Here is a 22001-nt window from a genome sequence, read left to right on the forward strand (position 1 = left end):
TTCGCGTAAACTGCCGTAGCGGAACGTTTGCACCGCAAAAAGATTGGGGCTAGCGTTCGCCCCAGACCAAGTCTTGGGAGGACATAAAATGCGTGAAGCTGTCATCGTTTCCACCGCCCGCACGCCGATCGGCAAGGCCTATCGCGGCGCCTTCAACAATACCGACGCCGCCACGCTGGGCGCGCATGCGATCCGTGAAGCGGTGAAGCGCGCCGGCATCGAGGGCGGCGAGGTCGATGACGTGATCATGGGTGCGGCCCTGCAGCAGGGTTCGACCGGCGGTAACATCGCGCGCCAGGCCGCCATCGCCGCCGGCCTTCCGGTTTCCGTTGCCGGCATGAGCCTCGACCGCCAGTGCGGCTCGGGCCTGATGGCCATCGCCACGGCTGCCAAGCAGGTGATCCATGACAACGCGCCCATCGTGGTCGGCGGTGGTCTGGAATCGATCTCGCTGGTCCAGAACGAGCATATGAATACCTATCGCGCTCGCGACGAATGGCTGATGAAGAACAAGCCAGAGATCTACATGGCGATGATCGACACCGCCGAAGTCGTGGCCAAGCGCTACGGCATCAGCCGCGAGGCGCAGGACGAATATGCGCTGGAAAGTCAGCGCCGCACCGCTGCCGGTCAGGCTGCCGGCAAGTTCGATGCCGAGATCGTGCCGATGCCGAGCAAGATGGCGGTGGTCGACAAGGAGACCAAGGAAGTTTCCTACAAGGACATCACGCTGGCCAAGGATGAAGGCAACCGCGCCGACACCAAGCTGGAAGGCCTCGCCGGCCTGCAGCCGGTGCGCGGTCCCGGCAAGGTGATCACGGCCGGCAATGCCAGCCAGCTGTCGGATGGCGCGTCGGCCTGCGTGGTGATGGAAAGCAAGCTGGCCGAGAAGAAGGGCCTGCAGCCGCTGGGCATCTATCGCGGCATGGCGATCTCGGGCTGTGAGCCGGACGAGATGGGCATCGGCCCGGTCTATGCCGTGCCGAAACTGCTGCAGCGCTTCGGCCTCAAGATGGACGATATCGGCCTGTGGGAGCTGAATGAGGCTTTCGCCGTGCAGGTGCTGTATTGCCGCGACAAGCTCGGCATCCCGAACGACCGCCTGAACGTCAATGGCGGCGCGATCTCGATCGGCCATCCCTATGGCATGTCGGGTGCGCGCATGACCGGCCATGCCCTGATCGAGGGCAAGCGCCGCGGCGCCAAGTATGTGGTGGTGACCATGTGCATCGGCGGCGGTCAGGGCGGCGCCGGGTTGTTTGAGGTCGCCTAAAATCTCGACGTCGCGAGGCGGGTGAGGATCAGCTCCGCCACCCCCGCGCGTTCGTACCGTACGATCCCGAATTGGCCATAGGTCTGCGCAAGACCTGTGGCCTTTTCCGTTTCCAGGTCCAGCACCGCGAAACCGGGTTCAGCCTTCCAGTTGCGGCGATCCGGCACACCCAGCTGCGGCAGATGGAGCAGGCCGCGCGCCGTCAGATCACGGCGCAGGCGCTGGTGCGCCGCCATGTTGCGACCGGCATCCAGCCACTGGCTGCGCGGGTTCCAGGCGTTGATGCATGTCAGGGAGTGCGCCCCGCACTGGCGCAGATACGCGTCGGCCTGCGCGCTGGTTTCATTCAGGCGCAGGCCGGTCATCGTGCCATCAGGCCATGTCACCGCATAGGTCGTCGCGACATAGCCCTGCAATGTGGCCGGTGAAATCATCGCATCTCGGCAGAAGTGAGCGCTTGACGCAGCGCGGACGTACCGGGATTGCTCACTAGATTGTCGTAGAGGATGTTGCGCGGATGCGCTTCCTTGCCGTAGTAGGCCGTGTTGCGGCTGTGGCGCGCGGTGATCACCGCGCCTTCCACCGACACGCCGGCGGCCAGCCCCTTGGTCTTGGAGAAGGAGTAGATGTCGGCGCCGAAGTTCGTGGTGGTGGCGGCTTCCACGCCCATGCCGACCGGGCCGGCGGCGACGGTGGCATCGGCGCCAAGCTTGAACTCGTTGCGCAGGATGGCATCCACTGCCTTGTCGTTCATCAGCACGAGAATGACTTCCGAGGCCTCGCCGCCGATCTGCAGGCCGATCGAGCCCGAGCCCATGGTGTAGATCGCGGGTTCGCTCCAGCCGGTGCCGGTCTTGGCCATCAGCAGGCCTGAACCACCTTCGCCGCCGATAATGAAGCTTGCCTTCAGCAGCTGCGGCACCACGAAGACGCCCTTGGCCTGGGCCAGCTTGCGACGCAGGTCGCTCATCTGGCCGTCGGCGGTGAAATGCTCGACCGTGATGCGGGCGCTGTCGATCAGGCCCTGATCATCGGCGGCAAAAGCCGGTACGGGCGACATCAGGAGGGCGCCGCCAGCCAGGCTGGCAGTCATCAGGGAGCGGCGGGTCATGGCGGCGGAGAGTATCGGCTTGGACATGGTCAAACCCCTTTCCGGGTTGGCAAATCGCGAATCGCAATATATTGCTTCGGCCGCGCAGAATCACCCCAGGCGGCGAATCAGCCGGGGGCGCACGGGTTGTTGCAGCGCAAGCTAGTCCCTAAACTGTGGCGGCTTTGTGAAACGGAGGCGGCATGTCCAAGGCCAAGGAAGACGCCAAGGCAGATAGTGGTCAGGAGACCATCCCGGCGGACATCGCGGCGCTGAGCTTCGAGTCGGCGCTGAAGGCGCTGGACGAGATCGTTGCCAAGCTGGAAAGCGGTCGCGTCGATCTGGAAGAATCGATCGCCCTCTATGGCCGCGGCGCCCTGCTGAAGCGCCATTGCGAGGCCAAGCTGAAGGCCGCCGAAGAGAAGATCGAGAAGATCGTGGTCGGCGCCGATGGCCAGCCCGCCACCCAGCCCTTTAAGGCAGACTGATATGACCGACCAGCCGTCGCCCGCATTAGCGGCGGCCATGCAGGATGTCGGCGCGGCGGTGGACGCTGCGCTCGACCGCCTGCTGCCGGCCGTGGAAGGTTCGACACGCAAGCTCGATGAAGCGATGCGCTATGCGTCGCTTGGCGGCGGCAAGCGTTTGCGCGCGCTGCTGGTGGTTACAGGCGCCGATCTGTTCAAGGTGTCGCGCCCGCAGTCGCTGCGGGTCGCGGCCGCGATCGAGATGCTACATGCCTATTCGCTGGTGCATGACGACATGCCCTGCATGGATGATGACGACCTGCGGCGCGGCAAGCCCACCGTGCACAAGGCGTTTGACGAAGCGACCGCTGTGCTGGCGGGCGATGGCCTGCAGGCGCAGGCCTTCGCGGTGCTGGCCGATCCGGCCACTCATGCGGATGCCGCTGTTCGCGCCGGTCTGGTCGCCGGGCTCGCCATGGCCGCCGGCGCACGCGGCATGGTGGGCGGGCAGGCCATCGATCTGGCCGCCGAGGATCGCACGGCGGCCGGTAAGCCACTCTCCTATGACGAGATCGCGCATCTACAGGCGCTGAAGACTGGCGCGCTGATCGGCTTTTCGGCCGAAGCCGGCGCGATCCTGGGGCAGGCCAAGCCTGAGGATCGCGCGGTGATGCGCGCTTATGCCGCCGATCTGGGACTCGCCTTCCAGATCGCCGACGATATCCTTGATCACGAAGGCTCGGCCGCCGAAGTCGGCAAGGCGGTGGGCAAGGATGCCGCTGCCGGCAAGGCCACCTTTGTGGGCCTGCTGGGGCCCCCTGAGGCCCGGGCCAAGGCGCGGATATTAACGAATTCGGCCAAAGAGCGGGTTTCGTCGCATTTTGGTCCCGGTTCGGTGGTTTTACAGGAGCTGGCGGAGTTTGTTATAACCCGCCGCTCGTGACACGCTTAACGCCTCATGACAGGCAGCAATGATCAGTAACCGCACACCCCTGCTGGATACCGTTCGCACGCCGGCCGATACCCGGTCGTTCGATCTGGAACAGCTCAAGCAGCTCGCTGACGAGGTTCGTCGCGAGATGATCGATGCTGTCTCGGTCACCGGCGGCCATCTGGGCGCGGGTCTGGGCGTGGTGGAGCTCACCGTTGCCGTGCATCACGTCTTCGATACGCCGAGCGACCGCCTGATCTGGGATGTCGGCCATCAGGCCTATCCGCACAAGATTCTCACCGGTCGCCGCGACCGCATCCGCACGCTGCGCCAGCCGGGTGGTCTCTCCGGTTTCACGCGCCGTTCGGAAAGCGAATACGATCCTTTCGGTGCCGCGCATTCCTCCACCTCGATCTCGGCCGGCCTCGGCATGGCGGTGGCGCGTGACTTCAAGGGCGAGAGCAACAACGTCATTGCCGTGATCGGCGACGGCGCGATGTCGGCCGGCATGGCCTATGAAGCCATGAACAATGCCGGCGCGACCAACAGCCGGCTGATCGTCATCCTGAACGACAACGACATGTCGATTGCGCCGCCGGTCGGCGCGATGAGCGCCTATCTGTCGCGCCTGATGTCGTCGCGCTCCTATATCGGCCTGCGTCAGCTGGCAAAGCAGATCGGCGAGAAGATCCTGCCCAAGACGCTGACCTCGATTGCCGAAAAGGCCGAGGAGTATGCGCGCGGCATGGTGGCCGGCGGCACGCTGTTCGAGGAACTGGGCTTCTATTACGTCGGCCCGGTCGATGGCCATAACCTCGAGCATCTGGTGCCGGTGCTGAAGAATATCCGTGACACCGACAAGACCGGTCCGGTGCTGATCCATGTCGTGACGCAGAAGGGCAAGGGCTACGGCCCGGCCGAGGCTGCCGCCGACAAGTATCATGGCGTGGTGAAATTCGATGTCGTCACCGGCGCGCAGGCCAAGCCGCAGGCCGGTCCGCCGAGCTACACCAAGGTCTTCGCCCAGAGCCTGATCGCCGAAGCTGAGGCCGACGACAAGATCATTGCAGTCACGGCCGCCATGCCGTCGGGCACCGGGCTTGACCTGTTTGCCAAGAAATTCCCCAAGCGCTGCTTCGATGTCGGCATCGCCGAGCAGCATGCGGTGACATTTGCCGCCGGCCTCGCCACTGAAGGCTACAAGCCGTTTGCCGCGATCTACTCGACCTTCCTGCAGCGCGCCTATGACCAGGTGGTGCATGACGTGGCGATCCAGCGCCTGCCGGTGCGTTTCGCCATTGATCGCGCGGGTCTGGTGGGCGCCGATGGCGCGACTCACGCCGGCAGTTTCGACATCGCCTATCTCGCCTGCCTGCCCGACATGGTGGTGATGGCGGCGGCTGATGAGGTCGAGCTGATGCATATGGTGGCGACCGCTGCCGCCATCGATGACCGTCCGTCCGCGTTCAGGTATCCGCGCGGTGAAGGCAGCGGCTTGGCCCTGCCTGCCCGTGGCTCGGTGCTGCAGATCGGCAAGGGGCGCGTGATCCGCGAGGGCAGCAAGATCGCTATTCTCTCCTTTGGCACACGCCTGGCCGAAGCGCTGAAGGCAGCCGATGATCTGGCGGCCCATGGCCTGTCGACCACGGTGGCCGATGCGCGCTTCTGCAAGCCGCTGGATACCGATCTGGTGCGCCAGCTGGCCCGCAGTCACGAAGTGCTGATCACACTGGAAGAAGGCTCGGTCGGCGGCTTCGGCAGCCATGTGTTGCAGTTCCTCAGCCATGACGGCCTGCTCGATCATGGCCTGAAGATCCGGCCGCTGGTGCTGCCTGATCGCTTCATCGATCACGACAACCCGATGAAGCAGTATGACGAGGCGGGGCTGAACGCGCCGCAGATCGTCGCCACCGCGCTTGCCGCTCTGGGCCGTTCGAGCGACGTCCTTCCAGCCCGCGCCTGACAGGTTCCATCATGATCCTCAAGGAAGCGCGGGCCACGCTCACGCTGGCGCTGCCCATTGTCGGCACCCAGCTGGCACAGATGGCGATCCACACCACCGATGTCTGGTTGTTGTCGCATTACAGCGCCGAAGCCCTGGGGGCGGCTGCGCTCGGCGTCGCGATTTTCAGTTTTCTGTGGATGATGGGGCTGGGGCTGGCCATGGCTACGCCGGCACTCGCTGCGCAGGCGCGCGGCCATGATGCAGCTGATATGGAAGGCGTGCGGCAGGCCGTGCATGACGGCCTGATCACCACGGGCCTGTATGGCGTGGTCTGCACGGGCCTGCTGATGGTCAGCGAACCGTTCCTCAGGCTGATCGGCCAGCCCGAGGAACTGATCGCGCTGGCCTCGCCCTTCATGCAGGCAGTCAGCGGCATGTTCCTGCCGGCGCTGTGGTTCATGGTGCTGCGCGGCTTTGTTTCGGCGCTGGAACGGCCGCGCTCGGCGCTGCTGCTCACGCTCCTCGCGGTCGTGCTCAATGCCGCCGTCAACACCGTGCTGATCTTCGGCTTCTGGATCGTGCCGGCGATGGGCGTGGTGGGCGCCGGTCTGGGTTCCAGCCTGGTCAATATCGTCATCCTGCTGGTCTTTTGCTGGTACATCGCGCGCGATCCGCAATTCGGCCGCTATCACCTGGCGCGCGGCTGGTGGCGCAGCACGACGGCGCGTGTGACGGCCTTCCTGCGTGTCGGTGCGCCGATCGCGCTGGCGCTGGGCGCCGAGATCGGGCTGTTCTCGGCGGCGGCGCTGCTGATGGGCCGGCTGGGGGCGACCGAAGTCGCCGGCCATCAGGTGGCGCTGCAATGGGCGGCGCTGGCTTTCATGGTGCCGATGGGTCTGGCGCAGGCCGCCACCGTGCGCGTCGGCCTAGCTGCCGGGGCTCGCGACATTCCGGGCGCGGCGCGTGCCGGCTGGATCGCTATCATCATGGGCATGTCTTTCATGGCCTGCACGGCGCTGATCTTCCACTTTGCCGGTGCGTTGCTGATCACGGTTTTTGTGGCCGACAACACCGCGCCGGTCTTCACTATGGCGTTGACCTATCTCGGCATGGCGGCCTTGTTCCAGCTGGTCGATGGTGCGCAGGGCGTGGCCAATGGCGCGCTGCGCGGCCTGAAGGATACGGCCGTGCCGATGGTGATGACGCTGGTCGGCTACTGGCTGATCGGCTTTCCGGTCGCGATCTGGTTCGGCTTCTACACGCCGATGCGTGGCATTGGCGTCTGGGCCGGCCTGGTGGTGGGCTTGGCGGTGGTGGCCGTGCTGCTGCTCTGGCGTTTCGCCGTCATGACCCGTAGGCTGGCGCGATGAAGGCCCCGAAACTTCGCCTCGACCAAATGCTGGTGGAGCGCGGCCTGGCGGACAGCCGGGCCAAGGCGCAGGCCGCCATCATGGCCGGGCTGGTCTTCTCAGGCGAAAAGCGCCTCGACAAGCCGGGCGTCGCGCTGGCGGCCGATACGCCGCTGGAAGTGCGCGGCAAGCCGCATCCCTGGGTCAGTCGCGGCGGCGTCAAGCTGGCGCATGCCATCGAACATTTCTCACTCGATGCCAAGGGCCGCACCGCCATCGATGTCGGTTCGTCGACGGGCGGCTTCACGGATGTGCTGCTGCATCATGGCGCGGCCAAGGTCTTCGCCGTCGATGTCGGCGAGGGCCAGCTCGACTGGAAGCTGCGCAATGACGCGCGCGTCGTCGTGATGGAAAAGACCAATGCGCGGCATCTGACTGCCGCACTTATTCCCGATGCGGTTTCCTGTGTGGTCTGCGATGCCAGTTTCATCGGGCTGCAGACCGTGCTGCCGGCCGCTCTTGGTCTGGCGGGCGAAGGCAGCTGGGCCGTGGCGTTGATCAAGCCGCAGTTCGAGGTCGGCCGCGAGCGCGTCGGCAAGGGTGGCGTGGTGCGCGATCCCGCGCTGCATGACGAAGTCTGTGCGCGCATTCAGGACTGGTGGAGTGAACTGCCCGGCTGGCAGGTGATCGGCCTGGAGCCCAGTCCGATCCTGGGGCCTGAAGGCAACCGCGAATTCCTGATCGCCGCCCGGAAAGGCAATGCGCATGCGTGACGTGGATGGGGTGATCGAACGCATGGGCGGGCAGGGCCATGGCGTCCTGTCCAAGGATGATGGGCGCTATTACGTGCCCTTCACCGTGCCGGGCGACCGCATCGCCGCCAAGGTGGGCGAGGAGCGTGGCGATGGCCATGCCGCACATCTGAGTGTGCTGGAAGCGGGCGGACCGGATCGTGTGGATGCGCCATGCCCGCATTTCGGCGCCTGCGGTGGCTGCGCCTTGCAGCATTGGGCCGAGGCGCCCTATCGCGACTGGAAGCGTGGCAAGCTGGTGGCGGCGCTGCTCCGCCGCGATTTCGAGAATCCCGTGGTCGATGATCTGGTCTCGGTGCCCGATCAGTCGCGTCGCCGCGCCGAGTTCATTGCCCGTCGGGTGAAAGACAAGGTGCTGCTCGGTTTCCACGAGGCGCAGACGCGCAAGATCGTCGACCTGCAGACCTGCCTGGTGCTGCGGCCGGCCCTGGTCGCCATACTGCCGCAGCTGCGCGAAATGATGCTGCCGGTGTTGGGCGATGGCTGGGCCGTCGACCTTAAGGTCACCGAGACAGAGACCGGCCCCGATGTGCTGATCACCGGCAAGCTGAAGATGCGGGTGCAGGAACGTATCGAGCTGAGCAAGGCGGCCAAGCAGATCGGGCTGGGGCGTCTCAGCTTCCGCTTCGACATGCGCAGCGAGCCCGAAATGTTGTACCAGGGCGAAGAGCCGCCGCGCGTGTTGTTCGGCACGACGGCCGTGACGCTGGCGCCCGGCGGTTTCCTGCAGGCGACGGCCGAGGCCGAGCAGACGATGGCGGATGTCGCGCTGGAGGCCCTGAAGGACGCCAAGCGCGTCGCTGATCTATTCTCGGGCTGCGGCGCTTTTGCGCTGCGGCTGGCTGCAGCCGGCAAGAGCGTCTGGGCCGTGGATGCCGACAAGCCGGCAATTGCAGCCTTGGCCAATGCGGCGAAGGGTTTTGCCGGCAAGGTGACCGCCTCGGCGCGCGATCTGGAGCGCCAGCCGCTCAGTCGTGCCGAACTGAAGAAGCTGGATGCGCTGGTGATCGATCCGCCGCGCGCCGGCGCCAAGGCCCAGGTGCAGCAGATCGCGGAGGCTGCCAAGGTAGGCGATGCCCCGCCGCTGATCGTCATGGCCTCCTGCGATCCCTCCAGTTTCGCCCGCGATGCCCGGGTGCTGGCCGATGCCGGCTACCGCCTGGAGCGGGCGGTGCCGATTGACCAGTTCCGGTGGTCGCCACATCTGGAAATTGTCAGTGTTTTCAGGCGCTAGCGCGGCCAGACTGGGGGGTTGCAAAGCCCCTTTAGACGGGCTATATCCCGCCCCGATCCCTGCTGGGGGATCGTCTAACGGTAGGACCCCAGACTCTGACTCTGGTTGTCTAGGTTCGAATCCTAGTCCCCCAGCCATTCTTCCGGCTCATCCGACATTGTAATTGCGTGTCAGATGTCGGGTCTTTTGAGAATTTCCCAACTCTTATGAGAAATCGGACCGGCGTTTCCGAAGACGCCGACAAGAGCATTGTGACCGGCTATTAGACGGCCGGCCGCGGATTTCCTTATGTCCGCTTTATGAAAACGGCCCCAAAGCCGCATGGCGCCAATAGGCGGGGCGGCGCAACTCTTCTCCATCGACAATGTGAGAAGGAATGCATGCGTGTCATCCACCCCCAAGCGGTGCCGTTTCAATCTGGCGGCAGCTTATTCACCATCGACCATTGGCGACCTCGTCGCCGTCACGCCCACGATCCGCAGCGAAAGCATCGTCGTCATTGGCCGGGGCACGCTGCCATTCTTTCTGGCCTTTCTGAATCGCGGCTGCCGCAGCGCCGTGGAACTGCGCATCAGCACGGCCGCACCGGATGCCCAGCCCGCCGACCTGGCCTGGATCACAGGTATAGCCGAGCCGAAGGAATGCGACGCCGCCGTGCGAATGGCGCTGCGCCGGGTCGGTAAGGCTGGCCGCATTGCCATCGATGCGACCGTACTGGTCGCCCGCAAGGGGCTGGCGCGACTGCTGCAGTATATGAAACGCCTCGGCCTGCAGGTCGACAGCACGCATTGCATCGGCACATGTGTCGTCGTCCTGGCGCATGGGTGATGGCATGTCCCACCGCGAACGCCGTCTGCAGGGTTCCATCGTGGCGCTGGTCACGCCCTACCGGAATGGCTGCGTCGATGCGGACTGCCTGTCTGTCCTGATTGCGCGCCAGATCGAGCGTGGCACCAGCGCGATCCTGGTGGGCGGCAGCACCGGTGAGGGCGCCCTGCTGGCGGATGAGGAGCAGGCCCTGCTGGTCGAGACGGCGGCGGTCGTGGCTCGTCGGCGGGTGCCGGTGATAGCGGGCGTCGGGGCGCCGTCCACCGAGCGTGCCGTCTTCCTTGCCCGGCAGGCGGAGCGGCAGGGTGCCGATATCCTGCTGGCCAGCGCGCCGCCTTACATCCGGCCGACGCAAGCCGGACTGGCCCTGCATGTTCAGGCGATTCATGATGCCGTGCGCCTGCCGGTGCTGCTCTATGACGTGCCCTCGCGCACAGCCTGCCGCTTCGAAGATGATACGGTGGCGCGCCTCGCTGCGCTGCCGCGCGTGATCGGCATCAAGGACGCGACCGGCGATCTGTCGCGTCCGGCCAGGCTGCGGCGGCTCACCGGCGCGCATTTCCTGCAGCTGTCCGGCGATGACGCCACGGCGCTGCATCATCGCATCGCCGGCGGGCAGGGTTGCATCTCGGTGGCGGCCAATGTGGCGCCAGGCCTTTGCGCCCAGCTGCATGAAGACTTCGAATCCGGCGACCTGCCGGCAGCCATGCGGCTGCATGAACGGCTGCTGCCGCTTTCCCAGGCGCTGATGCTGGAGAGCAATCCGATCCCGGTGAAACGTGCCTTGTTCCGACTGGGGCTCTGTGCCGATGCCCTGCGCTTGCCGCTGACCCCGCTCTCCCCGTCCGCCGATGCGAGCCTGACCACTGCGCTCGAGCCGGTCTGGGCACTGGAGGAGGGAACGGCCCGGCAGTTGGCGTGAGGCGCACCGCCTGCCGGGCCGGCTTTATGAAATCCTTATGCCGACCGGCCGCCTTCCACATGGCGACCTGATCCGGCTCCACCCTAACTTCCGCTTACAGGAGCCATTTCCCATGCCCGATCTGCTTTTCCTACTTCTCGGCCTCGGCCTGTTCGCCGGCCTGATCGCCTACACCTATCTCTGTGAGCGCCTCTAGGAGCGCAGCCCCCATGACATTCGATTTCATCCTCGGCGGCAGCATTGCCGCCCTACTCGCCGTCTATCTCGTTTATGCGCTGCTGCGCGCCGAGAAATTCTGAAAAGGCGTGGCCATGACCCAGAATGACACTCTTCAATTGCTGTTGTTCATTGCAGTCCTGCTGGCGATGACGCCGCTGCTCGGCCGCTACATGACCCGGCTGTTCAACGGCGAAGCCGCCTGGCTGCGCCCCATCGAGCGACCGCTCTATGCACTGGCCGGCGTCGACCCAAAACGCGAGCAGCACTGGGTCAGCTATTCCGCCGCCTTGCTGGCCTTCAGCATCGCCGGCTTCGTGCTGTTCTACGCCGTGCTGCGTTTCCAGGACGTGCTGCCGCTCAATCCACAGGGGCTGCCAGCGCTGTCGCCGGACCTCACCTTCAACACGGTGGTCAGCTTCATCACCAATACCAACTGGCAGTCCTATGGCGGCGAAAGCACCATGAGCTATCTGAGCCAGATGGTGACGCTGACGGTGCATAACTTCCTATCGGCTGCCGCCGGCATCAGCATCGCGCTGGTGGTGATCCGTGCCTTCGCCCGCAAATCGGCAAAAACCGTCGGCAACTTCTGGGTCGATCTGACCCGCGCCACGCTGGGTCTGCTGTTGCCGGTATCGGTGCTTCTCGCGCTGTTCCTGATCTGGCAGGGCATGCCGCAGAATCTCGATCCCTATGTCACCGCCAATACTGTCGAGGGCGCCGAGCAGGTGATCGCCCAGGGGCCGGTGGCCTCGCAGGTGGCGATCAAGATGCTGGGCACCAATGGCGGTGGCTTCTTCAACGCCAATGCCGCGCATCCTTACGAGAATCCTACCGCGCTCAGCAATTTCATACAGATGCTGGCGATCTTCCTGATCGGCGCGGCACTGACCAATGTGTTTGGTCGCATGGTCGGCGATCAGCGTCAGGGTTGGGCGATCTTCGCCACCATGTTGCTGCTGTTCGTGATCGGCGTGCTGGTGACGGCCAACGTAGAGTCCGGTGGCAATCCGCTGCTGACCGCGCTGGGCGTCGATCCGTCGCTCGGCAACATGGAGGGCAAGGAAGTGCGTTTCGGCAGTTTTGCCTCCTCGCTCTTCGCCGTGATCACCACGGCGGCCTCCTGTGGCGCGGTGAATGCCATGCATTCCAGCTTCCTGCCACTTGGCGGCATGATCCCGCTGATCAACATGATGCTGGGCGAGGTAATCGTCGGCGGCGTCGGTGCTGGCTTCTACGGCATCGCCGTCTTCATCGTGGCGACGTTGTTCATCGCCGGCCTGATGGTGGGCCGCAGTCCGGAATATCTTGGCAAGAAGATCGAGGCGCGCGAGGCCAAGCTGGCGGTACTCGCCATCCTGATCTCGCCGATCGTCATCCTGGTCGGTACGGCGATTGCGCTGACCAGCGAAGCCGGCCAAGCCGGATTGCTGAGTGCCGGCCCGCACGGCCTGAGTGAAGTGCTGTATGCCTTCACGTCCGCCGCCGCGAATAACGGCAGTGCCTTTGCCGGCCTGACCGCCAATTCGGTCTTCTACAATATGGCGCTTGGCGTCGCGATGATGCTGGGCCGCTTCGCCATGATTGTGCCAGTGCTCGGCATGGCCGGCGCGCTGGCGGCGAAAAAGGCCGTTCCCGCCTCGGTCGGCAGCTTCCCCACGCATGGCCCGATGTTTGTCTGCCTGTTGGCCGGCACCATTCTGATCGTCGGCGGCCTGACCTTCTTCCCGGCGCTCGCGCTCGGACCGGTGGTCGAGCATCTGCTGCTGATCGCCGGCCAGACCTTCTGAGGATATTGTCATGAGCAAAGTTGTAAGCCAGAAACTCTTTGAGCCGGCGCTGGTGAAGACCGCCATCGGGCAATCCTTCGTCAAGCTGGATCCGCGTCAGCTTTGGCGCAACCCGGTGATGTTCGTGACTGCCGTGGTTGCCGCCGCCAGCAGCGTGCTGTTCGTCCGTGATCTTTTCGGCGGCGAGAACCCGGCGCTGATGGGTCAGATTTCCGCCTGGCTGTGGTTCACCGTGCTGTTTGCCAATTTCGCGGAAGCGCTGGCAGAAGGCCGCGGCAAGGCGCAGGCCGAATCCTTAAGGCGCGGTAAGACCGAAGCCATGGCCAAGAAGCTTGGCAATGATGGCCGTATCACCACCGTGCCGGCTACCGCGTTACGTATTGGCGATATCGTGCTGGTCGAGGTCGGAGACCCTGTGCCGGGCGATGGTGATGTGATCGAGGGCATTGCTTCGGTGGACGAATCCGCCATCACCGGCGAATCCGCACCGGTCATCCGTGAATCTGGCGGTGACCGCTCTGCCGTCACGGGTGGCACGCGAGTGCTGTCGGATTGGATCAAGGTGAGGGTCACCGTCAATCCGGGTGAAAGCTTCCTTGATCGCATGATCGGCCTGGTTGAAGGCGCCAAGCGGCAGAAGACGCCCAATGAAGTGGCGCTCACCGTACTGCTTGTCGGCATGACGCTGATCTTCCTGGTAACCACCGGCAGCCTGGAGGCGCTGGCGATCTATTCCGGCGTCGCGGTGCCTGTCGTTTACCTGATCGCGTTGTTGGTCACGCTGATCCCGACCACTATCGGCGGGCTGCTGTCGGCCATCGGCATCGCTGGCATGGATCGACTGATCCGCCACAATGTGATTGCCAAGTCGGGCCGCGCCGTGGAAGCCGCCGGCGATGTCGATACTCTGCTGCTCGACAAGACCGGCACCATTACGCATGGCAACCGTATGGCCTCGGCTTTTGTCGCCATGCCCGGCGTTTCGGACAGCGAGCTGGCCGAGGCCGCGCTGCTCGCATCGGTGGCTGATGAGACGCCGGAAGGCAAGTCGATCGTCGCGCTCGCCGTCGAGAAATACGGCCTTGGCCACGAGATAGAGAAAGCGGGCAAGGGCAGCTTTATCCCGTTCAGCGCCCAGACCCGCATGAGCGGTCTCGATCTGCAGGGCCGGGAGATCCGCAAAGGCGCCTTGGATGCCATGCTGCGTTATTCCGGCCAGCCTGCCACGCCGGCGCTCAGCACCGCTGTTGAACGCATCGCAAAATCCGGGGGGACGCCGCTGGTGGTGTCGGCCGACCGTCGGCTGCTTGGCGTCATCCACCTGAAGGATATCGTCAAGAGTGGCATCCGGGAGCGTTTCGCCGAATTGCGCCGCATGGGCATCCGCACCGTGATGGTGACCGGTGATAACCCGCTCACGGCGGCTGCCATCGCCGCCGAGGCCGGCGTGGATGATTTCATCGCCGAGGCCACACCAGAAAAGAAGCTGGAACTGATCCGCAAGGAACAGGCCGACGGCAAGCTGGTGGCCATGTGCGGTGACGGTACCAACGATGCACCGGCGCTGGCCCAGGCTGATGTCGGCCTGGCCATGAATATCGGCACCGCGGCGGCGCGTGAAGCCGGCAACATGGTCGATCTGGATAGCAACCCGACCAAGCTGATCGAGGTGGTGATGATCGGCAAGCAACTGCTCATGAGCCGCGGATCGCTCACCACTTTCAGCCTTGCCAACGACGTGGCGAAATACTTCGCCATCATCCCGGCCCTGTTCATCGCCGGCTATCCGCAGCTTGCTGCCCTCAATGTGATGCAGCTCAGCTCGCCGCAGAGTGCCATCCTCTCGGCGGTGATCTTCAACGCATTGATCATCATTGCGCTGATTCCACTGGCACTCAAAGGCGTGCGCTACCGGCCGCTGGCGGCCGCCGTGCAGCTGCGCCGCAATCTGGTGATCTACGGCGCCGGCGGCGTTGTGCTGCCCTTCATCGGTATCAAACTGATCGATCTGGCTGTCGCGGCCCTCGGTCTGGCGTAAGGAGGCTTCCATGCTCAGTCATATTCGTCCTGCTGTCGTCCTGATGGCTCTGTTCACCTTGATCACCGGGCTCGCCTATCCGCTGGCGATTACCGGCATCGGGCAGACCCTGTTTCCCGTGCAGGCGCATGGCAGCCTGATCGAACAGGAGGGCAAGGTGATCGGCTCGGTGCTGATCGCGCAGGGTTTCAGTAGCGCGCAGTATTTCCAGCCGCGCCCCTCGGCGGCCGGCAAGGAGGGCTATGACGCCACGTCCTCCAGCGGTTCCAACCTGGCCCCGACCGCCAAAGCGCTGGTCGAGCGCGTCACCACTGATGTGGGCACCTATAAGGGCGCCAACGGCACGGATGCCGTGCCGGCCGACGCAATCACTACCTCGGGCTCCGGCCTCGACCCGCATATCTCGCCGGCCAATGCGGCCCGGCAGATCGCACGGGTGGCCGAGGCGCGCGGCATGGCGGTGGCCGAAGTCCGCAGCCTGGTCGATCGTCATACCGAACAGCCGGGAATCTTCGGGGAGCCGGGCGTCAATGTGCTGACGCTGAACCTCGCCTTGGATAAGATCAGGCCGGTAGCGAAATGACCATGGCCAATGCCAGACGACCGATCTGATCGCGACAGCCGACCGTCGCCGGAAGCATTGCTGCAGGCGGCCGCGCAGGAAAAGCGCGGCCGCCTCAATGTCTTCCTTGGTGCCGCGCCCGGCGTGGGAAAGACCTACGCCATGCTGGAAGCTGCGCATCAACGCCAGCGCGAGGGTATCGACGTGGTGGTCGGCGTGGTCGAGACCCATGGCCGTGAGGAGACGGCCGTGCTGCTGCGCGGCCTGGAACAGCTGCCGCTGCGCCGCGTCGAATACCGTGGCCGGGTTTTCAATGAACTCGATCTGGAGGCGGTGCTGCGTCGCCGGCCGCAGTTGGTCCTGGTCGATGAACTGGCGCATAGCAATGTGCCGGGCAGCCTGCATGACAAACGCTATCAGGATATCGAGGATATCCGCGCCGCCGGGATCGACGTTTATACCGCGCTGAACATTCAGCATCTGGACAGCCTGAATGACGTGGTAGCGCAGATCACCCGCGTGAAGGTGCGCGAGACCATTCCGGATCAGGTGCTGGCGCAGGCCGATGCGATCGAGCTGATCGACCTGCCGCCGGAAGACCTGATCAGGCGGCTGAAGGAGGGCAAAGTCTATCTGCCCGAACAGGCCGCGCGCGCCGTGCATCATTTTTTCGCAGCAGGGAATCTGACAGCGTTGCGCGAACTGGCCTTGCGCAAAGCGGCTGACCAGGTCGACAGCCAGATGCTGTCGCATATGCAGAGCCACGGCATCAGCGGACCCTGGCCGACGCGCGACCGCATCATGGCCTGTATCAGCGCCAGCCCGCTGATGCCGCGACTGGTGCGCGCGGCGCGACGGCTGGCTGCCCGCCGCCATGCCTCCTGGATCGCACTTTATGTCGAGACGTCGGCGCATGACCGGTTGTCCGATGCCGAGAAGACGCAGATCAATCGGGCGTTGACGCTCGCCGAGGAATTCGGGGCCGAGGTCGTCACCGTGACGGCTGGCAACGTGCCGATGGAAATCCTGCGCCAGGCGCGCCAGCGCAATGTCACCGAGATCGTGGTGGCGCGGAGTCATCGGTCGTGGCTGGTCAATCGCCTGCGCGGCACGCTGACCGACCGGCTGGTCGAAGCCGGCGACGGCATCAACATCCATGTCGTCACCGGGGCGGCGGGTGAAGAATCTTGGCTCGGCGTGATGCGGGCGCGGCTGGAGAGCCTCGACTGGCACGGCTTTCTGCCGACAGGTGTCATTTCGCTGCTGGCGCTGGGCGCGGTTAAGCTGGCCGGTCCCTGGCTACCCGATTCCAGCATTCCGCTGCTGATATTGATCGCCGTTTTGCTCTGCGCGCTACGCTACGGCTATGCGGCGGCAGTGCTGAGTTCGGTGCTGGCGGTGCTGGGCTACAATTTCCTATTCCTGCCGCCGCTCTATACCTTCACGATCACTAACCCGGAAAATATCTACACCTTCTTCGTTTTCCTCGGCGTGGCGCTGGTCGCTAGCAATCTCACGGCGCGCATCCGTGCCCAGGCGGAAGCGGCGCGAATACGTGAAGCGCGCACCGCTTCGCTCTATGCCTTCAGCCGCACGGTGACCGGCGCGGCGGAGGAGGACGATATCCTCTGGGCCGTGGTGCATCATGTCGCGGCCCTGTCGAAGGCGCAGTCGCTGGTGCTGATCCCTAATAGCGCCAGCGGGGGGCGGCTGGAGATTCGCGCTGCCTATCCACCGGAAGACCAGATCGACGACAAGGCGCGCATCGCGGCCGATTGGGCCTGGGACAAGGGCGAGCCGGCTGGGCGCGGCACTGGCACGTTGCCGTCGTCGGACTGGCTGTTCCTGCCCCTGCGCACGGTGGAACGCAAACTGGGTGCGCTCGGGGTGCGCTTCCCCGATGCCGCGCCGGTTCTAGGACCGGATGACCGCCGTCTGCTGGATGCGCTGGCCGGGCAGGCGGCGCTGGCCATCGAACGCACCATCCTCAATCGCGATATCGAAGAAGCGCGCGTTTCCGCCGAGACCGAGAAGTTGCGTTCGGCACTGCTCTCCTCGATCAGCCATGACCTGCGCACGCCACTCTCGGCCATCATCGGCGCCGCCAGCAGTCTGATGAACTTCGGCGACCGCATCGAAGCGAAAGGCCGCGACGACCTGCTGGTCACCGTGCGCGATGAGGCCGAGCGGCTGAACCGCTTCGTCGGCAACCTGCTCGATATGACGCGGATCGAATCCGGCGCCATGCAGCCCAAGCTCGACTGGGTCGATCCGGAAGACCTCGTTGCCACCGCGGTGAAACGCGCAAGCCCGCTTACCATGGGGCATGCTGTGGAAATCGAGCAGGAATCCGATCTGCCACTGTTACGCGTGGATTACGTTTTGATCGAGCAGGTGATCATCAACCTGCTGGATAACGCCGCGAAATACTCCGATCGGGGCGCGCCGATCCGGCTGGCGTTGCGTCGGCTGGACGACCGCGTGGAACTGCGGGTGACGGATCGCGGCATCGGTATCTCTGCCGACGAACTGGAGCAGGTCTTCGACATGTTCCATCGCGTGCGTGCCGGTGACCGCCAGGTGGCCGGCACGGGACTTGGCCTTTCGATCTGCCGCAGCATCCTCACTGCCCATGGCGGCACTATCCGTGCCGAAAGCCCGGCACAGGGTGGCCGAGGCACCCGTATGGTCGTCACCCTGCCGCTGGAACAGCAGCCGGTGATGCCGCAAGAGGAAAAGACCAGTCATGGCTGACGGCGCACGCATCCTGGTCGTCGACGATGAACCGCAGATCCGTCGCCTGCTGAAAGTGAGCCTGGAGGCGCATGACTACCGGATCGTCGAGGCCGGCGGCGGACAGGAGGGCATCCGGCTCGCCGCATTGGAAAAACCAGATCTGGTGGTGCTCGATCTCGGCCTGCCGGATATCGATGGCCAGGATGTGATCCGGCGCATCCGCGAGTGGAGCGCCGTACCCATTGTGGTTTTGTCGGTTCGGGCCGATGAAAGCGACAAGGTCACGGCATTGGATGCCGGCGCCGATGATTATGTCACCAAGCCTTTCGGCACCGGTGAATTGCTGGCCCGCATCCGCGCCGCCCTGCGCCATACCGTCAACGCCGCTGCCGGGGCGCCGGTGTTCACCAGCGGCGACCTGCAGGTCGATCTGGAAAAGCGCCAGGTCAGCCTGAAAGGCGCGCCGGTGAAGCTGTCGCCTAAGGAATACGAGCTGCTGCGCCTGCTGGTTCAGCATGCCGGCAAGGTGCTGACGCATCAGTTCATCCTGCGCCAGGTCTGGGGCCCGGCGCACGAAAATGACGTGCAATACCTGCGGGTCTTCGCCCGTCAGCTGCGGCAAAAGATCGAGGCCGATTCCGCAAGCCCGCAGCTACTGCTAACCGAGCCGGGGGTGGGCTACAGGCTGGTGGGGTGATTGGCTGCCCCTGAGGACGTCCGGAATTCTCAGAATTCATGGTCATTTAGCCGGTTCTTCTCAGGAAACAGTGGTGCTTCTTATCAATACTCTAGATACGATTCGCCCGAATCGGCTGGTTTATTCTCAATTAACCTGAAATCTGACATTGCGACAGACGGCGCGAATTGTCCTGTCCGCCGGCATGCATAGAGTTTCGTTATAGGTGTCGATAGACGACCTGTATCGGGCCGTGCCGCGGACCCGGTCTGCTTGCACGGCATCTGTCCGCATGCTTATCATCTTTGCAGTCATCAGCTGAACGAGCATTCACACCATAAGCCAACGCTGATGACCCGGATGCTTCTGTGTCCGGGAGGAGACGGAATGGAAGCGGCGCCAATCAGTTTGGAATGCCAGGGCGTAGTGCGCAAATTCGGCGGCCTTGTGGCGCTGAAGGACGTGTCGCTGTCGATCGAACGCGGCCAGATCTACGGTCTGGTTGGCCCCAATGGCAGCGGCAAGACCACCATGGTCAATGCCGTCACCGGCTTCTATCCGCCGCAGCAGGGCCGCATCCTGTTCGAGGGCGAAGACATCACCGGCCGCAAGCCCCATGGCGTGGCGAAGCTGGGCATCGCGCGCACCTTCCAGAATCTCGCATTGTTCCGCGGCATGAGCGTGCTCGACAACATCATGATGGGCCGCCACATCCACATGAAGCCCAGTGCGCTGGCCACACTGTTTTACTGGTGGTGGGCGCGCCGCGATGAAATCCGCGAGCGCGAGGTGGTCGAGGAGATCATCGATTTCCTGCAGTTGCAGGACGTGCGCAACGAACCGGTGGAAACCGTGCCGCTGGGTCTGCAGAAGCGCATCGAGCTGGCGCGCGCCCTGGTGGCGGAACCGCGCCTGCTGATCCTGGACGAGCCGATGGCCGGCATGAATCAGGAAGAAAAAGAATATATGGCGCGCTTCATCCTTGATGCGCGCGAAGAGCGCGGCCTGACCGTGCTGCTGATCGAACATCACATGGATGTGGTCGCCGCGATCTGCGACCGCATGACGGTGCTGTGCTACGGCGAGAAGATCGCCGAGGGCAAGCCGGCCGATGCACTGGCCGATCCGAAGGTGATCGAGGCTTATCTCGGGAGCAAGAAGCGCCATGCGGCTTGAGGCGCGGGCAGACGTGGATTCGCAGGCCGTGCCGCGCGTGAATGCCGGACTCAAATCCGGCACGCTCGGCACGCTGCTGGCCGCCAATGCCGCGCAGCATCCGGCCGAGATCGCCATGCGCGAACGCGAGCATGGCATCTGGAAGGAATTCACCTGGGCGCAGTATCTGGATGCGACGTTGTCCTTTGCCGCCGCCGTGGACGCGCTGGGTTTCCGGGCCGATGAGGGCCTGCTGGTGATCGGCGATAACCGGCCGAAACTGTATTTCGGCATTGTCGGCATCGGCATGCTGCGCGGCCTGCCGGCGCCGGTCTTTTCCGATCTGCCGCCCGAGGAAATCCGGTTTTTCGCCGCCAACAGCCGGGCGCGTTTCGCGCTGGCCGAAGACCAGGAGCAGGTCGACAAGTTGCTGGAGCTGCGCGCCGATACCGGCGGCCAGCCCGAAATCATCATCTATGACGATCCGCGCGGACTGCGCGGCTACACGCAGCCGGGCCTGCTGGCTTGGGACGATCTGGTCAAGACGGGCGCCGCGCGGCTGCAGGCCGAGCCGGGTTTGCGCGACGACCTGATCAATCGTGCCAGGCCGAGTGATGCCGCCGTGCTGCTGCATTCCTCCGGCACCACGGGGAAGCCCAAGGGCATCGTGCTGCAGCATCGCCGCGCCATCGCCGCCGTGCGCAACGCTGCCGCCGCCGACTATTTCAAGGAGCGCGACGAGCTGATGGCCTATCTGCCGATGGCCTGGGTCGGCGACTTCGTCTTCACCTTGGCTGGCGGCATCGTGCTGCGCTTTTGCGTCAATATCCCTGAGCGCCAGGACACGGTGTTGTCCAATCTGCGTGAAGTCGCGCCGATGGTGTATTTCGCCTCGCCGCGCTCCTGGGACGGCATGCTGACCCATGTGCAGGTCGGCATGGCGGAATCGACACCGTTCAAGCGCCGGCTGTTTGGATATTTCATGCCGCTGGCGATTAGCATGGAGCGCGATCGGCTGGAGGGCCGCAGCAGCGGTATCGGTCGCCGCATCCTGCGGCAGCTGGGCGAATGGCTGGTCTATGCGCCGCTGCGCGATCATCTGGGTCTGGCGCGAGCGCGCCGGCCTTATACGGCGGGCGAGGCCATCGGCGAAGACACCTTCCTGTTTTTCCGCGCGCTCGGCCTCGACCTGAAACAGTTCTACGGCCAGACCGAGAATGCCGCGCTCACCGCTGCGCAGTTGAGCGGCAAGGTCAAGCTGCACACGGTGGGGCAGCCGCTGCCTGGCGTCGACATTAAGATCGCCGATGACGGCGAAATCCTGGTGCGGGCCGACAGCGTCTTCGATGGCTATCTCGGTGACGATGCGGCAACGGCGGCGTCGATGGCCGGCGGCTGGCTGCATACCGGCGATGCCGGCTATCTCGAACCCGACGGCGATCTGGTCGTGCTTGGCCGCGCCAGCGAGGTGGTGCATACCGCGGCCGGCGAGCGCTACATCCCCACCTATATCGAGAACCGCCTGAAATTCAGCTCCTATGTGAAGGACGCCGCCATCATTGGTGACGGCCGCGCGCATCTGTCGGCGCTGGTCTGCATCGACATGGCTGCCGTCGGCCACTGGGCCGAGGAAAACGGCGTGACCTACACATCCTTTGCCGATTTGTCGCAGCAGCCGCGTGTCTGCGACCTGATTGCCGGCGTGGTGAAACATGTCAATTCGCTGCTGCCGCCGGCGCTGGCCATCAGGCGGTTCGTCGACCTGCCCAAGGAATTCGATCCCGACGACGGCGAAGTGACGCGCACGCGCAAGCTGCGTCGCAACGTGATCGACGAACGCTATGCACCGGTGATCGATGCGCTGTATCGGCCGGGCGACAGCATCGAATACGAGACCCGTATCACCTACGAGACCGGTGCGACCGGCGTGCTGAAGCGCCACCTGCTGATCCGTACCGTGGCCTGAGGGGCAGT

General features: G+C 64.5%; 20 protein-coding genes and 1 tRNA gene. 19 read left to right on the forward strand and 2 right to left on the reverse strand.

Translation table 11 applies throughout. From position 1 onward, the window contains the following. Window positions 1-88: 88 nt before the first annotated feature. Window positions 89-1273 carry an acetyl-CoA C-acyltransferase gene (locus AC1RRE_RS05455; RefSeq protein ID WP_492980087.1) on the forward strand — a complete coding sequence of 395 codons (1185 nt, stop codon included), beginning with the start codon at window positions 89-91 and terminating at the stop codon, window positions 1271-1273. On the opposite strand, the gene AC1RRE_RS05460 is transcribed toward AC1RRE_RS05455, so the two are convergent. Both AC1RRE_RS05460 and AC1RRE_RS05465 read right to left on the reverse strand, forming a co-directional pair. Continuing rightward, window positions 1270-1707, reverse strand: a complete 438-nt coding sequence (locus AC1RRE_RS05460; protein WP_492980088.1) for a DUF3293 domain-containing protein — start codon at window positions 1705-1707, stop codon at window positions 1270-1272. The genes AC1RRE_RS05455 and AC1RRE_RS05460 overlap by 4 nt on opposite strands. Next, entirely contained in the window at window positions 1704-2411 is a 708-nt protein-coding gene (locus AC1RRE_RS05465; protein ID WP_492980089.1) for a lipid-binding SYLF domain-containing protein, read from the reverse strand. The genes AC1RRE_RS05460 and AC1RRE_RS05465 overlap by 4 nt, the downstream gene beginning before the upstream one ends. A gap of 155 nt (window positions 2412-2566) precedes the next feature. Between AC1RRE_RS05465 and AC1RRE_RS05470 the strand changes: the two genes are divergently transcribed. The 18 genes from AC1RRE_RS05470 (at window position 2567) to AC1RRE_RS05555 (ending at window position 21993) form a co-directional block, all read left to right on the forward strand. Beyond that, window positions 2567-2851, forward strand: a complete 285-nt coding sequence (locus tag AC1RRE_RS05470; RefSeq protein ID WP_492980090.1) for an exodeoxyribonuclease VII small subunit — start codon at window positions 2567-2569, stop codon at window positions 2849-2851. A gap of 1 nt (window position 2852) precedes the next feature. Beyond that, entirely contained in the window at window positions 2853-3773 is a 921-nt protein-coding gene (locus AC1RRE_RS05475) for a polyprenyl synthetase family protein (protein ID WP_492980091.1), read from the forward strand. A gap of 28 nt (window positions 3774-3801) precedes the next feature. Next, window positions 3802-5724 carry a 1-deoxy-D-xylulose-5-phosphate synthase gene (gene dxs / locus AC1RRE_RS05480; RefSeq protein WP_492980092.1) on the forward strand — a complete coding sequence of 641 codons (1923 nt, stop codon included), beginning with the start codon at window positions 3802-3804 and terminating at the stop codon, window positions 5722-5724. Between the two features lie 11 nt (window positions 5725-5735). Beyond that, the gene (locus tag AC1RRE_RS05485; protein ID WP_492980093.1) at window positions 5736-7076 is read left to right on the forward strand and encodes an MATE family efflux transporter; all 1341 of its coding nucleotides are present in this window, start codon (window positions 5736-5738) and stop codon (window positions 7074-7076) included. Then, window positions 7073-7828: a TlyA family RNA methyltransferase gene (locus AC1RRE_RS05490; protein ID WP_492980094.1), complete on the forward strand. Its 756-nt coding sequence runs from the start codon at window positions 7073-7075 to the stop codon at window positions 7826-7828. The genes AC1RRE_RS05485 and AC1RRE_RS05490 overlap by 4 nt, the downstream gene beginning before the upstream one ends. Beyond that, entirely contained in the window at window positions 7821-9101 is a 1281-nt protein-coding gene (locus AC1RRE_RS05495) for a class I SAM-dependent RNA methyltransferase (protein WP_492980095.1), read from the forward strand. The genes AC1RRE_RS05490 and AC1RRE_RS05495 overlap by 8 nt, the downstream gene beginning before the upstream one ends. 63 nt (window positions 9102-9164) lie before the next feature. Further along, window positions 9165-9238: transfer RNA gene (locus AC1RRE_RS05500), tRNA-Gln, on the forward strand. Between the two features lie 247 nt (window positions 9239-9485). Further along, a complete protein-coding gene (locus AC1RRE_RS05505; protein ID WP_492980096.1) occupies window positions 9486-9929 on the forward strand; it encodes a hypothetical protein in 444 nt (147 codons plus the stop codon). 4 nt (window positions 9930-9933) lie between these two features. Further along, a complete protein-coding gene (gene dapA, locus AC1RRE_RS05510) occupies window positions 9934-10851 on the forward strand; it encodes a 4-hydroxy-tetrahydrodipicolinate synthase (protein ID WP_492980097.1) in 918 nt (305 codons plus the stop codon). Window positions 10852-10888: 37 nt separating this feature from the next. Beyond that, window positions 10889-11047: a hypothetical protein gene (locus AC1RRE_RS05515; protein WP_492980098.1), complete on the forward strand. Its 159-nt coding sequence runs from the start codon at window positions 10889-10891 to the stop codon at window positions 11045-11047. A gap of 13 nt (window positions 11048-11060) precedes the next feature. Next, entirely contained in the window at window positions 11061-11150 is a 90-nt protein-coding gene (gene kdpF / locus AC1RRE_RS05520; RefSeq protein WP_492980099.1) for a K(+)-transporting ATPase subunit F, read from the forward strand. A gap of 12 nt (window positions 11151-11162) precedes the next feature. Next, window positions 11163-12860 carry a potassium-transporting ATPase subunit KdpA gene (kdpA, locus tag AC1RRE_RS05525; protein WP_492980100.1) on the forward strand — a complete coding sequence of 566 codons (1698 nt, stop codon included), beginning with the start codon at window positions 11163-11165 and terminating at the stop codon, window positions 12858-12860. Window positions 12861-12870: 10 nt separating this feature from the next. Continuing rightward, a complete protein-coding gene (kdpB, locus tag AC1RRE_RS05530) occupies window positions 12871-14898 on the forward strand; it encodes a potassium-transporting ATPase subunit KdpB (protein ID WP_492980101.1) in 2028 nt (675 codons plus the stop codon). 10 nt (window positions 14899-14908) lie between these two features. After that, window positions 14909-15481, forward strand: coding sequence for a potassium-transporting ATPase subunit KdpC (gene kdpC / locus AC1RRE_RS05535; protein WP_492980102.1), 573 nt, complete (start codon window positions 14909-14911; stop codon window positions 15479-15481). 9 nt (window positions 15482-15490) lie between these two features. Continuing rightward, window positions 15491-18214, forward strand: coding sequence for an ATP-binding protein (locus AC1RRE_RS05540; protein WP_492980103.1), 2724 nt, complete (start codon window positions 15491-15493; stop codon window positions 18212-18214). Next, window positions 18207-18893 carry a response regulator gene (locus AC1RRE_RS05545; RefSeq protein WP_492980104.1) on the forward strand — a complete coding sequence of 229 codons (687 nt, stop codon included), beginning with the start codon at window positions 18207-18209 and terminating at the stop codon, window positions 18891-18893. Before AC1RRE_RS05540 ends, AC1RRE_RS05545 begins: the two co-directional genes overlap by 8 nt. Before the next feature lie 366 nt (window positions 18894-19259). After that, window positions 19260-20048: an ABC transporter ATP-binding protein gene (locus AC1RRE_RS05550; RefSeq protein ID WP_492980105.1), complete on the forward strand. Its 789-nt coding sequence runs from the start codon at window positions 19260-19262 to the stop codon at window positions 20046-20048. Between the two features lie 13 nt (window positions 20049-20061). After that, entirely contained in the window at window positions 20062-21993 is a 1932-nt protein-coding gene (locus AC1RRE_RS05555) for an AMP-dependent synthetase/ligase (protein ID WP_492980106.1), read from the forward strand. Window positions 21994-22001: the final 8 nt, after the last annotated feature.

Source organism: Ferrovibrio sp. GW821-FHT12D07 (assembly GCF_058807275.1).

Bases quoted from the DNA above. Each gene is read 5' to 3' on its own strand.
- AC1RRE_RS05455 (WP_492980087.1), top strand. From the start codon at position 89: ATGCGTGAAGCTGTCATCGTTTCCACCGCCCGCACGCCGATCGGCAAG.
- AC1RRE_RS05460 (WP_492980088.1), bottom strand. From the start codon at position 1,707: ATGATTTCACCGGCCACATTGCAGGGCTATGTCGCGACGACCTATGCG.
- AC1RRE_RS05465 (WP_492980089.1), bottom strand. From the start codon at position 2,411: ATGTCCAAGCCGATACTCTCCGCCGCCATGACCCGCCGCTCCCTGATG.
- AC1RRE_RS05470 (WP_492980090.1), top strand. From the start codon at position 2,567: ATGTCCAAGGCCAAGGAAGACGCCAAGGCAGATAGTGGTCAGGAGACC.
- AC1RRE_RS05475 (WP_492980091.1), top strand. From the start codon at position 2,853: ATGACCGACCAGCCGTCGCCCGCATTAGCGGCGGCCATGCAGGATGTC.
- dxs (WP_492980092.1), top strand. From the start codon at position 3,802: ATGATCAGTAACCGCACACCCCTGCTGGATACCGTTCGCACGCCGGCC.
- AC1RRE_RS05485 (WP_492980093.1), top strand. From the start codon at position 5,736: ATGATCCTCAAGGAAGCGCGGGCCACGCTCACGCTGGCGCTGCCCATT.
- AC1RRE_RS05490 (WP_492980094.1), top strand. From the start codon at position 7,073: ATGAAGGCCCCGAAACTTCGCCTCGACCAAATGCTGGTGGAGCGCGGC.
- AC1RRE_RS05495 (WP_492980095.1), top strand. From the start codon at position 7,821: ATGCGTGACGTGGATGGGGTGATCGAACGCATGGGCGGGCAGGGCCAT.
- dapA (WP_492980097.1), top strand. From the start codon at position 9,934: ATGTCCCACCGCGAACGCCGTCTGCAGGGTTCCATCGTGGCGCTGGTC.
- AC1RRE_RS05515 (WP_492980098.1), top strand. From the start codon at position 10,889: ATGCCGACCGGCCGCCTTCCACATGGCGACCTGATCCGGCTCCACCCT.
- kdpF (WP_492980099.1), top strand. From the start codon at position 11,061: ATGACATTCGATTTCATCCTCGGCGGCAGCATTGCCGCCCTACTCGCC.
- kdpA (WP_492980100.1), top strand. From the start codon at position 11,163: ATGACCCAGAATGACACTCTTCAATTGCTGTTGTTCATTGCAGTCCTG.
- kdpB (WP_492980101.1), top strand. From the start codon at position 12,871: ATGAGCAAAGTTGTAAGCCAGAAACTCTTTGAGCCGGCGCTGGTGAAG.
- kdpC (WP_492980102.1), top strand. From the start codon at position 14,909: ATGCTCAGTCATATTCGTCCTGCTGTCGTCCTGATGGCTCTGTTCACC.
- AC1RRE_RS05540 (WP_492980103.1), top strand. From the start codon at position 15,491: ATGCCAGACGACCGATCTGATCGCGACAGCCGACCGTCGCCGGAAGCA.
- AC1RRE_RS05545 (WP_492980104.1), top strand. From the start codon at position 18,207: ATGGCTGACGGCGCACGCATCCTGGTCGTCGACGATGAACCGCAGATC.
- AC1RRE_RS05550 (WP_492980105.1), top strand. From the start codon at position 19,260: ATGGAAGCGGCGCCAATCAGTTTGGAATGCCAGGGCGTAGTGCGCAAA.